Below are 12145 nucleotides of genomic sequence, written 5' to 3'. Positions count from 1 at the left end.
TCTCTGATTTTTGCCCATTAAGCCCATGTTGCTTCCCCTTTGCGATGGTTTTTGTTTTAGTAGGCAATGATAATAACTAAACCTAATCAGAGAATCATATGAAGACTCCATTATACAGCGCCTTGGCATTGGCTATCTCACTCGCTTTGCCAACGGTTCATGCTGATGAAGCCACAAAAGATGATAAAAAATGGCAAGTTGACAGCCCTCAGGGTGAATTTTTAGACGCAAAAATCAGCGTTACCCAAGGTACTTGGATGAACGTGGATGTGTCACCCGATGGTAAAACCTTAGTGTTCGACCTTCTTGGTGACATCTACACTATGCCTGTTAGCGGTGGTAAAGCGACACAGCTTACATCAGACATCGGCTGGCAAATGCAGCCGCGCTTTAGCCCAGATGGCAAGCATATTGCGTTTACCTCTGACCAAGGCGGTGGTGACAACATTTGGATTATGAACCTAGACGGTTCAGAACAAACACAAGTTACTAAAGAATCTTTCCGCTTGCTTAACAGTCCAGCATGGAGTCCAGATGGCGACTTCATCGTTGCCCGTAAGCACTTCACTGCAAGCCGTTCACTTGGTGCGGGTGAGGTATGGATGTATCACAAAGCCGGCGGCTCCGGCGTGCAATTGACAGAGCGCCCGAACGACCAAAAAGATTTAGGTGAGCCTGCGTTTTCACCAGACGGTCGATATGTGTATTTCTCGCAAGATGCAACGCCAGGAAAGACCTTTCACTACTCAAAAGACTCAGTGCAGGGTATCTACAAAATTAAGCGTTATGACCGCGAAACCGGTGAGATTGAAACAATCTTAAGTGGCCCAGGTGGCGCAATTCGCCCAACGCCGTCTCCAGATGGTAAAACCTTGGCGTATATCAAGCGTGATGACTTCCAAAGCACCTTGTATTTATATGATTTAGAGTCAGGCAAAGAAACCAAGCTTTACGATAAGTTAGAACGTGATATGCAAGAAACATGGGCTATCCATGGTGTATATCCGACGATGGCTTGGACTCCAGACAACGAATCACTGATCTTCTGGGCGGGTGGTAAAATTCACAAGCTTGATGTGGATAGCGGCGAAAGCGCTGAAATCGCGTTTGAAGTAGAAACCACTAAATCAATCCAAAAAGCAGTGCGTTTTACGCAGGAGCTAGATACACCAGAGTTTGACGTGAAAATGCTGCGCAATGTGCAGGTTTCACCAGATGGCGAAACAGCGATTTTCGAGGCGATGGGGCACATTTATAAGCGTGACCTTGAGTCGGGTAAAATTAAGCGTTTAACCAGCCAAGACGACCACTTTGAATTCTTCCCAACTTTCTCACGTGATGGCAAACAGATTGCCTACGTAACTTGGGATGATGAAAAGCAAGGCAGTGTGCGTGTGGTGTCTGCGCGCTCGGGTCGCGGTGATACGCTCACCACTGAGCCTGGTAAATACGTAGAACCAGCATTTAGCCCTGATGGCGAAACACTGGTGTTCCGCAAATCATCAGGTAGCAGTTTACTTGCGCCAGAGTGGTCACTTAAATCAGGTATTTATGCCGTTGATACAGACGGTAAAAACAAGCCTGAGCTTATTACTGAAAGTGGCTATCAGCCACAATTCGGTAAAGATAACGACCGTATCTACGTAATGAGCCCGTGGCCAAAACCGACGTTCAGCGTTGTTGAGCTTGAAACGAAGAAAATTCGCAAGTTATACGAGTCTGAGCATGCGACTGAATTCCGTATCTCACCAAACGGCGAGTACCTTGCATTTGCAGAGCGTTTTAAAGTTTTCGTAACGCCATTTGTTGAGCGCGGTAAAACCATCAATATCGGCCCGAAAGACAGCCAATTCCCGGTTGAGCAATTATCTGTTCGTGCAGGTGAAAACATCAGTTGGAGTGGAGCGAGCGACCGTTTGTACTGGAGCCTAGGCCCAGAGCTTTATCATGCTTCGCTCGATGGCATCTTCAATATCAAAGCAGATGAAAATGCTAATTTCAAAGTAGAAAGTGGTGACAACATCGGCTTCAAAAAGGCCATGGCTGAGCCAGAGGGTATGATTGCTCTTGTCGGTGCCAAGGTGATCACGATGAACGGCGAGGAAGTCATTGAAAATGGTGTAGTACTGACTGACGGCAAGCACATCAAAGCCGTGGGTGCGCAAGGCGATGTAAGTATTCCAAAGGGTGCTGAAGTTATTGATGTAACTGGCAAAACAATCATGCCGGGGATTATTGATGCACACGCTCACGGTGGCCAAGGTAGCGATGAAATCATTCCTGAGCAAAACTGGAAGAACCTTGCTGGCTTGTCATTGGGTGTAACAACAATTCATGACCCAAGTAACGACACCACAGAAATCTTTGCAGCCAGTGAAATGCAAAAGGCTGGCGAGATTGTTGGCCCACGTATCTTCTCAACGGGTACCATTTTGTATGGTGCGAATATGCCGGGTTACACCTCGCATGTTGACTCACTGGACGATGCGAAATTCCACCTTGAGCGCTTACAAAAAGTGGGCGCGTTTAGTGTGAAGTCATACAACCAACCTCGTCGCGATCAACGCCAGCAAGTGATTGAAGCAGGCCGTGAATTGGGCATGATGGTCGTCCCTGAAGGTGGTTCATTACTGCAGCACAACTTAACCATGGTTGTTGATGGTCATACGACTATTGAACACTCTATTCCTGTTGCCAATATTTATGAAGATATCCGCCAACTGTGGTCGCAAAGCGACGTGGCTTACACGCCAACATTGGGCGTGGCTTACGGCGGCATTTGGGGTGAGAACTATTGGTACGATAAAACAGATGTATGGAATCACCCACGTCTAAGCAAGTTTGTGCCTAAGAACCAGTTGTTACCGCGTTCTATGCGCCGTACCAAAGCACCTGAGCATCACTACAACCACTTCAACAATGCGCGTGTATCTGCCGAGTTGCAAGATTTAGGTGTAATGGTCAATGTCGGTGCGCACGGTCAGCGCGAAGGCCTAGCGGCGCACTGGGAAATGTGGATGTTTGCCCAAGGTGGTATGACGCCACTGGAAGTGATCCGCACAGCAACGATTGACCCTGCGAAAACCTTGGGTCTAGACAAAAACCTAGGCTCACTAGAAGCAGGTAAGCTCGCTGACCTTATCGTGATTGATGGCGATATTCTGAGTGACATTCGCCAATCAGACAAAGTGCAGTACACCATGATCAATGGTCGACTGTTCGATGCCGAAACGATGAACGAAGTGGGTAAAGATAAGCGCAAGCCGCTATTTTTTGAAAACAACTAAGCACAGTTAATCGTGAATTAAAAAGCCCGCTTTATGCGGGCTTTTATGTTTTACAAATAGGTAATTGGCACAATTTATAAGCACTTAGAAGTGCTGTTATCGCTTATATCTTGCCTTGGCTTACCACTGCTATACACTCTCGCAAGCCAACATTATTGAGGAAAACCATGAAGCATTGGGTACTTATTTTTACGCTGTTGAGCGTATTATTCTCTGCAAGTTTTGACGCACAAGCGCGTAAAAAATTCGGCTCTAAGAGCACGGGTAAAACCGAGCAAACACAAACAACACAAAAACAACAAACAACGGATACCAGCACGGTCACCAAAAAATCGTCGACTAAAAAAGGCATTATGGGCGGTATTTTGGGTGGATTGCTCGCAGGTGGACTTATCGCGGCCATGATGGGCGATGACTTTGAAGGCGTGCAGTTACTAGAAATCCTGCTTCTTGCAGGCATTGGCTTTATGCTATTTAAGTTGATCACCTCTGCGCTGCGCAAAAATCAGCCGCGACCAGCGATGGCATCGGCCAATGGTGCCCAGTTTAGAAATCAACAAAGCTATCAGCAACCTGCGATGAACGCTGGTGCAGGATTTGGCGCACAAGCAATTCCGATGGACTTGCCAGCGAATTTTGATGAGCGTGGCTTCTTAAATGCTGCGAAAGACCATTATGTGGCAATTCAGCGCGCTTGGAATGTGAATGATTTCAACGTGATTGCCGAGTACTTATCACCTGAGCTGGTGGAAGAATTTAGAGCCATTCGCGCCGAGCAAGGCGAAGTACAAACAGAAGTTTTGTTCGTTGATGCACGTATCGTTAGAGCGAGTACCTCTGTTGCTACATGGGCTATCAGTGTGCAATTCAGCGGCCAATATCTTGATAAGATTGAAAACACCAAAGAGCCTATCAACGAAATTTGGCACCTAGAGCGCCAAAACCAAGACTCTGCTCCGTGGCTAATTGTAGGCACTGAGGACTTAGTTGACTAAAACATCAGGCTCGTTTGGGCTTTTAACAGCCAAAATAAAAGAGGCCGCTTAGCGGCCTTTTTTAGTTGAGTTCTTGTTGTCTAAAAGCGCGGGGAGAGGCGCCAAAGTGACTTTTAAAGCGGCGGCTAAAATGGCTCACACTATTAAACCCAGTTTCAAAACAGACCGCGGTAACGTTTTTACCCTGACTTAACAGCTGTCGAGCCTTATTGAGTCTGCGCGCCAGAATATACGCTTGCGGGCTCAAGCCAAAGCGACTGCGAAAGGCATTAAAGAATTTGCTGCGCGACATACAAGCCAATGAACACAAGCTCTCCACATCAATCAGCTGCGCCAAGTTAGCGTCTATGTGCGCTACAACAGCATGCCACACACTTGCATGTGGGTCTTGCTGTGCACATTTGAGGAGCGCTTGGTGGTCTTGCTCACGTAATAATCGTACCAGTAATTCTGTACTGGCAAGCTCAATAAGCAGCGCTCTGTCTTGCTCATTTTCTGTAAATGCCGATATAAGACGCTGATACACACTCTGTGTGCTGGCGCTATGGGTGAGTTGCAAGGTAGGAGCTTGCTCAATGCTTTCACTGGTGTGTTGGATTCGCATTTGCTGCGCTACTTGATGTAATTTTTGGGTGTCTATTTCAATGGTCAAGCAACGAGTGGGCGTGCTCAGCGTAGCATCAGGGAAATCAATGGCGACCTTTTCTGATGGCGCTATCACAAAACTTTGGCCGGGGGTGAAATCTCTACCTTGGCTTAAACTCTCATGATGCATGACTTTTCTACCCTGAATCATGGCACAAAACATCATTTCATCCGCTTTGAACGGGATATGCTCGCTGAACTGGTAGGTGTCGTACATACACAATTGCACGCCATCGGCGTTAAACACCGAACGGTGGTCAATCAGTGTATCGAGGCGCTCTAGGGAATCATAGTGTGGTGTTGCCTGCATCTCATCGCTCCTGTGCTGAACATGTAGGGCGTGTTGATCTTTGCTGTGTGTTACCTCAAAGGTCAACAGGCCCTAAGCATGGCCAAAATGTGTACGTGTAGTCAAGCAAGTTGGAATAACAATCAAGTTTTTATTTGCAAACTGAACTAGCTTTAAAGTTCGCCTGAACAGTGTGACAACAAGCACTTACTGTTCGGCACGCTTTTATATTGCAGCAAATAAGGACAACAACAATGATCTATGCAAAACCCAATTCAGCGGATGCCGTAGTGGCATTTTCTTCACAGTATGAAAACTACATTGGTGGCCAATGGGTCGCCCCGGTCGATGGCAACTACTTTGACAACACCACCCCAGTAACAGGCGAAGTGTTTTGTAAAATCCCACGCTCCAATGATAAAGACATCAATCTTGCTTTGGATGCGGCGCACAAGGCTAAAGAAAGCTGGGGCAAGATGTCTGTCACTGATCGCAGTAATTTATTGCTTAAAATTGCTAATCGGATTGAAGAAAACATGGAGCAATTAGCCGTTGCGGAAACCTGGGACAACGGTAAAGCGGTACGCGAAACCCTCAACGCAGATATTCCCTTGGTGGTTGACCATTTCCGCTATTTCGCAGGGTGTATTCGTGCTCAAGAAGGCAGTATTGGCGATATCGACGAGCACACAGTGGCTTATCATTTTTATGAGCCGTTAGGCGTGGTTGGGCAAATCATTCCGTGGAACTTCCCACTACTGATGGCGGCGTGGAAATTGGCGCCAGCACTCGCTGCTGGTAACTGCGTGGTGCTCAAGCCCGCAGAGCAAACCCCTGCGTCTATCTTAAAGTTGATGGAAATTATCGGCGATTTAATTCCGCCGGGTGTGCTAAACGTGGTCAATGGTTATGGGGCAGAAGCAGGGCAGGCACTGGCAACCAGTAAGCGCATCGCCAAAATTGCATTCACGGGTTCAACGCCAGTAGGCGCGCATATTTTGAAATGCGCCGCTGAAAATATTATTCCCTCCACTGTGGAGCTTGGTGGCAAATCACCGAATGTGTATTTTGAAGATGTAATGCAGCAAAGTGACGAGTTTATCGATAAATGTGTTGAGGGCGCGGTGCTGGCGTTTTTCAACCAAGGTGAAGTGTGTACGTGCCCATCGCGTTTATTGGTGCAAGAAAGCATTTATGACGAGTTCATCGCTAAAGTGATTGAGCGCACTAAGAAGATTAAACGCGGAAACCCACTGGATACCGAGACCATGGTCGGTGCGCAAGCGTCGCAAGAACAGTTTGATAAGATCATGAGTTATTTCAGTATTGGTCGTGATGAAGGTGCACAAGTGTTGATTGGCGGCGATGCCGAGTGCTTTGATAACGATTTAAACAAGGGCTTCTACATTCAGCCAACCTTGCTCAAAGGCAACAACCAAATGCGCGTATTCCGCGAGGAGATCTTTGGCCCAGTGGTGAGTGTCACCACTTTCAAAGACGAAGCAGAGGCCATCGCCATCGCCAACGACACCGAGTTCGGTTTAGGTGCAGGTTTATGGACGCGCGATATGAACCGCGCCTATCGCATGGGCCGCGCCATTGAAGCAGGGCGCGTGTGGACCAACTGTTATCACCATTACCCCGCACACGCCGCTTTTGGTGGTTATAAAAAATCAGGGGTAGGGCGCGAGACACACAAAATGATGTTGGAACATTACCAACAAACGAAGAACTTATTAGTGAGCTATTCAGACAGCGCGCTAGGCTTTTTCTAACCAATATACTGTAATAGTGGCTTTCTAAGGGCAGGAGATATCTGCCCTTTTTATTTCATTTAAACGCTTTTTTGCTACAAAATTAGGCTGTTTAAATTTAGGAGTTAACGCTTTGCTAAGGGGCAATTGACTGTTGGCTATACCTGCGCGAAGCGCCAAGCCAACTGTTAATTGTCCCGATGAGTTTACGAACGAACTTGAGCAACTTGTTAGGTATACTTACAACGTTTTGACCGTGATAATTGGACAACCTGTAGAGTCCTCATGAAATATAGTTACTGAAGTCTGTAAATTTATAGAGCTGTGTTTATTGATATGCGCGTATCCACGCCCATCAACAACATTAATTTTTAGATCACCCTGAACACTCTGCGCCAGAGGTTGATTGATTTTGACATTTAGGCGCATTGCTACAAGTTTCTTTGATTCCAATTCAATAGGTGCAGAAACCAAGAAATTACCAAAGCCTTCATTGTGAATATCAATTAATTTTTCGTATTTTTCTTCATCAATTGAACATTCACTTCCTGCTGCTTGTAAAGAGCATAATAAAAACAATGCCTGCAATATGTATTTAATACTCATGGCTTCCTTGTATGCCTAACGCCCCAAGCAGGGGCAACTTTTAAGCTGGCTAAAATTAGGAGCGAAGCGATGGGAGCCAGCTTAAAATTGTCCCGTTGACTTGGCTTGTTATGTGTAATTACCACTCACGCCATTCTGACGCAATACCATCTCCTGCACCAAATTTACTAGGGTCTAAGCCTGCTAATTTAGCCACTTCATCATATAAATAGCATAAGGATTCTCTTTCACCTGTTTCTATAAAGCCTGGGATTAACTTGTTCAAATTATTCATTGCTTCAACAGATGTTTTAAAGGCTAGTATTTTAATTTCTTCTTCGCCGTTTATCCCTAGCTTCTCAAGTGCATTCAGTAGATTAAGAAAGATTGACTCGCCTTTATTACAGTTCTCTTTACTGTATTGGGTCATCCCAAACTCTTCACCTGACTCATACCAAAATAAAAATGTTGAGTGGATTTCTTGTAGAATTTCCTTATTGAACACCTGTTCTCTCCATTACACATAACAGCTTATTAGCGAGAATTTCGGATAAAGGAAGTTATCCACAGCCGCAAACTTTCCTACTAATAAGCTTTTTTATTTATTAATACCAATAAGTTATCAGGGGTTTTCGGTGTGAGCAAGGCAATAAAGGCCCAGAGAAACCGAGCCCTTACTTATTCGAGCCTCAGGTGGCTCGCTATGTAATTTATTTTATCGATATTAATTAGATGGTTAGAGCGTAAGTCTGCATAAACGAGCCATTTATAAACCTTACATAACGTGCCAAAACGGCGACAATTTGCAGATTTTTACTTATACCATTTTTATTGATGGCAAAAAGGGTAGGCGGTGAGGTGAAAAAAGTGCGAGTCGATGATGCAATGGCAGAAACAAAAAAGCGACCCAATGTAGGTCGCTTTTTAATATTCACAATTAGGTGATTATTTGTTTTTCAAAATCCATTCGCTCAGTAAGCGCACGCCGTAACCTGTGCCGCCCACATTCACTTCACCTTTTGCGGAACTTGCAAGAGCATTACCTGCAATATCTATGTGTACCCAGCGCGTGTCACCTGCGAAGTGCTGCAAAAAGGATGCGGCAGTTGTTGCACCAGGGCCACCTGAACCCAGGTTCTTCAAGTCGGCAATATCAGATTTCAACATGTCTTTGTAGCCAAGCGGTAAGCGCCAAACATTTTCGTTAACCACTTTACCTGCGGCGGTTAACTCAGTCACAAGTTGCTCGTCTTCTGAGAAAATCGCGCTGTAACGGTTGCCCACAGCACCCACTTTTGAACCCGTTAATGTGGCAATATCTATCATGATTTCAGGTTTGTAATGCTCACGTGCATACCACATAGCGTCGCTTAGCACTAAACGGCCTTCAGCATCGGTATTAACCACTTCAACGCTAAGCCCTTCTGCCGTGCGCAGCACGTCACCTGGGGCAATGGCAGTGTGCGAAACCATGTTAGCTGCCATACCCATTACCGCTACCACATTTACATCGGCTTTGCTCAGGGCCATCGCTTTCACTGTGCCAAGCACTGCTGCAGCACCTGCCATGTCTGATTTCATACGGGCGATAGATGCACCTGTTTTGATGCTGTAACCGCCTGAATCAAAAGTAATACCTTTACCAACAAGGGCGATAGGGGCGTCATCTGATCCTTCGTAATGCGCTACAACAAGGCGTGCACCATGTTCACTGCCACGACCCACACCTTCAAGGGCACCCATGCCCAGCTTTTTCATTTGCTTAGGCTCAAGAATCGTGACTTTAACACCGTATTTTTTCAGCTCTTTTGCCGCTTTGGCAAAATCGACCGGAGTCATTTCACTGGCCACTTCTGAGGTTAAGTCACGAGCAAGGAACACGCCTTGTTCAATGTGGCTTAGAGCGGTGTAAGCTGCAGCGGTTTTGGCGCTGTCATCTACTGAAAAATGGTAGCTAAGTTCAGGCTTTGCTTCGTCTTTTTTGTATATATCAAAGCTGTGGTCGCGTAGATTTACACCGTGAGCAAATTGCGCTGCGAGCTCAGCGTTGGCAAGCTGGCCTGAGATACCTGAAAAGGCAACATCGACTTGTTGCACTTTTGCAGCTTCAAGCTGTGCATGAATGTTACCACCTAGCTTGGCGATGTTTGCAGCATCAAGCTCATCTTGCTTACCAAGGCCAACAACCACAATGCGCTGGTAATCTGCGCCAACAGGTGCAAGCAGTTCAAAGGTACCACCTTGGCTAGCATCAAATTGTGCCGCTTCAGACGCTCTTTTTAAGTGTGCAATGGTGTCAGAGGTTAGATTAGCAGCGCTCAGCTCCTTGCCTTGCTCTTGCATAATTACCAAAGTGTCGGCGCCTTTTGCACCATCAAATGTAAATTCAGCGGCGTGCACATGAGCGCTTGTTGCAGTTGCAAATGCGGTGGCCAAGGCAATGGCGCTGAAATTAAAACTACGTGACATTGATTCTCTCCTAAACACGGTCAATGGCGGGTATTTAACTTTATTTAGCGGTACATGGTAATCATTTGTCGTTGAGCTGCCAGTTATCAGGGTTCAGTAACCGTAACTCAACACAGATTCATCGCGTTACGTGTGTTTGTTACGCTGTAACCATCGACGTCGGGCAAAACGGCGCATGTTAGCGATTTGGTCAGTTTCATCGAGAATTGAACGGCCAATAATAGTCTCGATGATATCTTCCATGGTGATGATGCCTTGCCACGAGCCGTATTCGTCATACACCAAACACATGTGGCTGTGGTCATCGAGTAGTTTACCTAACAGATGTTCAATACTGGTGTTGTTGGCGACCACTTTAGCTGGTCGAGCAAACTCGATGGCATGTGTTTTGTCACCAGGCACTATGAGGTCACTTTTAAAGACAATACCATGGGGCGCCTCGTCCTCATCTAGAATAGGAAAACGTGAGAACTGACTTTTGACGACTTTGGTTGTGAGCTCGTCTAACGGTGTATCAGGTTTGAGGGTTTCACACACAATGCGCGGGGTCATAACATCACGCACCTTGATCGTATGCAAATCTAGGATGTTATTGATAGCACGCTGTTCACTGTCATCAAGGGCTCTTAATTCATTTCCTAATGATGCTAAGGCTTTAATTTCTGAGCGCAGGTCTTCTTCACTGCTGCTGCCGCCGAGCATGTGGGTAATTTTGTCTGATATCCAGATAAATGGCTTGAGCGCCCAAATCAAAAAATGCAGTAACGGTGGCATTATTACGGCAATATTCCGCCAAAAACGGGCGCCTATGGTTTTTGGAATGATTTCAGACAGTAGCAAAATCAACACTGTCATCACCGCAGAGGCGATCCCTAAATATCCATTACCGAATACCACAGTGACTTGTGCGCCAACGCCTGCTGCGCCCACTGTATGGGCCACGGTATTTAATGTAAGAATGGCTGCCAAGGGCTGATCAATTCTATCCTTTAGCGCTTTTAATGAGCGGTAGCGAGCGGGATGCTCTAGCTTTTGCTTGGCGATAAAGCTGGGGGTCACTGACAGCAACGCAGCCTCCAATATTGAGCAAACAAAAGAAACAGCAATGGATAAAACGGCAAACGCAATAAGCAATAACATAGATTGAGAGTCTGTAATTATTATCTAAGTAGATAGTACGGTAGTGGTAGTTATTTGGGTTAAAACCAAAATTTAAAGGGTGTTTGTTGAGTTTTGATTCTTAACCTTGACCTTGACCTTGCAATAGCGCTTTACGGTCACTCAATAATTGATATAGCTCACTCGTAAGGCATTTGATTCGCGGCACGTCTATGAGCTTAGGATGCGTTAAAACCCAGATTTGTGAAAATGGTTGTGGCTGTTGCTCACACACAAGGCGCAAGTGTGGCAGGGTCTTTGCGATATAACAGGCACCGCGAAGTAGCCCTAACCCTTGGTTCGCAGCGCTGTGGCGCACCATCAAATCGTCAAAGGCGATACCGGCGGGTGCTTGTGGATATGGGCTGGATTCTATCCATTGGGTGTGAGAAGGGTCATGGGAGGATACGAGCCAACTAAAGTGTTCACTAGGTTGTTGCAGGTACTGTTCATGGCCGTAATAGTTCACATATACCGTGCCGGCTCGATGTCCTACAAGATGCTCACTGGGCTCATTGGCGACACGAACAACAACGTCTGCCTCGCTATTATCAATATCCGCGAGTTGATAACTGCATTGAACGGATAATTTAACCATAGGGTTGCGCAGCGCAAAGCTTTGCAATTCTTCTATTAGCAGCACTTGCGCTATCGCTGGTGGGATAGACACGGTGATATGCCCACAGTGATCAATTTGCTCTGCGCGTAGAATGCTTTTATCTTCTTTAATAAGCGCTTCCATTTGTAGCGCTGTGTGTAATAAAGACTGCCCAGCGCTTGTAAGTGAATAACCAAGGGCAGTGGAATCAACAATAATAGCGCCGTGGCTTCGATTGAGTTGTGCTAATCTGCGCGCCACCGTGGTGTGATTAACAGCTAAGAGCTTTGCAGCATGGCGCAGCGTTTTACCGCGATGCAGCGCCAGAATCAGTCGGTACGTGTCCCAATCTTCCATAATTTCCT

The 12145-nt window shown here is 46.2% G+C and carries 9 protein-coding genes; 3 read left to right on the top strand and 6 right to left on the bottom strand.

The window, feature by feature from the left end:
* Positions 1-98 precede the first annotated feature (98 nt).
* A complete protein-coding gene (locus V1358_RS02265) occupies positions 99-3287 on the top strand; it encodes an amidohydrolase family protein (protein WP_347392457.1) in 3189 nt (1062 codons plus the stop codon).
* Between the two features lie 167 nt (positions 3288-3454).
* Positions 3455-4282, top strand: a complete 828-nt coding sequence (locus tag V1358_RS02260) for a Tim44 domain-containing protein (protein ID WP_347392456.1) — start codon at positions 3455-3457, stop codon at positions 4280-4282.
* A gap of 61 nt (positions 4283-4343) precedes the next feature.
* Here V1358_RS02260 and V1358_RS02255 read toward each other — a convergent pair whose 3' ends face one another.
* Entirely contained in the window at positions 4344-5237 is an 894-nt protein-coding gene (locus V1358_RS02255) for a helix-turn-helix transcriptional regulator (protein WP_347392455.1), read from the bottom strand.
* A gap of 233 nt (positions 5238-5470) precedes the next feature.
* Between V1358_RS02255 and exaC the strand changes: the two genes are divergently transcribed.
* Positions 5471-6991: an acetaldehyde dehydrogenase ExaC gene (gene exaC / locus V1358_RS02250; protein WP_347392454.1), complete on the top strand. Its 1521-nt coding sequence runs from the start codon at positions 5471-5473 to the stop codon at positions 6989-6991.
* A gap of 219 nt (positions 6992-7210) precedes the next feature.
* On the opposite strand, the gene V1358_RS02245 is transcribed toward exaC, so the two are convergent.
* The 5 genes from V1358_RS02245 to V1358_RS02225 form a co-directional block, all read right to left on the bottom strand.
* Positions 7211-7576 (bottom strand): hypothetical protein, encoded by a 366-nt coding sequence (locus V1358_RS02245; RefSeq protein ID WP_347392453.1) that lies wholly within the window; start codon positions 7574-7576, stop codon positions 7211-7213.
* Positions 7577-7694: 118 nt separating this feature from the next.
* Complete coding sequence (locus tag V1358_RS02240; RefSeq protein WP_212548500.1) at positions 7695-8060, bottom strand: hypothetical protein; 366 nt, start codon at positions 8058-8060, stop codon at positions 7695-7697.
* Between the two features lie 440 nt (positions 8061-8500).
* Positions 8501-10024, bottom strand: coding sequence for a leucyl aminopeptidase (locus V1358_RS02235; RefSeq protein ID WP_347389171.1), 1524 nt, complete (start codon positions 10022-10024; stop codon positions 8501-8503).
* 126 nt (positions 10025-10150) lie between these two features.
* Complete coding sequence (locus tag V1358_RS02230) at positions 10151-11164, bottom strand: CNNM domain-containing protein (protein WP_347392452.1); 1014 nt, start codon at positions 11162-11164, stop codon at positions 10151-10153.
* Between the two features lie 100 nt (positions 11165-11264).
* The gene (locus V1358_RS02225; RefSeq protein ID WP_347392451.1) at positions 11265-12137 is read right to left on the bottom strand and encodes a LysR family transcriptional regulator; all 873 of its coding nucleotides are present in this window, start codon (positions 12135-12137) and stop codon (positions 11265-11267) included.
* Positions 12138-12145 lie beyond the last annotated feature (8 nt).

This window comes from Pseudoalteromonas pernae, assembly GCF_039831865.1.
GTDB lineage: Bacteria > Pseudomonadota > Gammaproteobacteria > Enterobacterales > Alteromonadaceae > Pseudoalteromonas > Pseudoalteromonas pernae.
Note: the sequence above shows the minus strand (reverse complement) of the source record. Positions and strands in the feature narration are given on the sequence as shown.

Coding starts and splice junctions, on each gene's coding strand:
- V1358_RS02265 (WP_347392457.1), top strand. CDS start 99: ATGAAGACTCCATTATACAGCGCCTTGGCATTGGCTATCTCACTCGCT.
- V1358_RS02260 (WP_347392456.1), top strand. CDS start 3,455: ATGAAGCATTGGGTACTTATTTTTACGCTGTTGAGCGTATTATTCTCT.
- V1358_RS02255 (WP_347392455.1), bottom strand. CDS start 5,237: ATGCAGGCAACACCACACTATGATTCCCTAGAGCGCCTCGATACACTG.
- exaC (WP_347392454.1), top strand. CDS start 5,471: ATGATCTATGCAAAACCCAATTCAGCGGATGCCGTAGTGGCATTTTCT.
- V1358_RS02245 (WP_347392453.1), bottom strand. CDS start 7,576: ATGAGTATTAAATACATATTGCAGGCATTGTTTTTATTATGCTCTTTA.
- V1358_RS02235 (WP_347389171.1), bottom strand. CDS start 10,024: ATGTCACGTAGTTTTAATTTCAGCGCCATTGCCTTGGCCACCGCATTT.
- V1358_RS02230 (WP_347392452.1), bottom strand. CDS start 11,164: ATGTTATTGCTTATTGCGTTTGCCGTTTTATCCATTGCTGTTTCTTTT.
- V1358_RS02225 (WP_347392451.1), bottom strand. CDS start 12,137: ATGGAAGATTGGGACACGTACCGACTGATTCTGGCGCTGCATCGCGGT.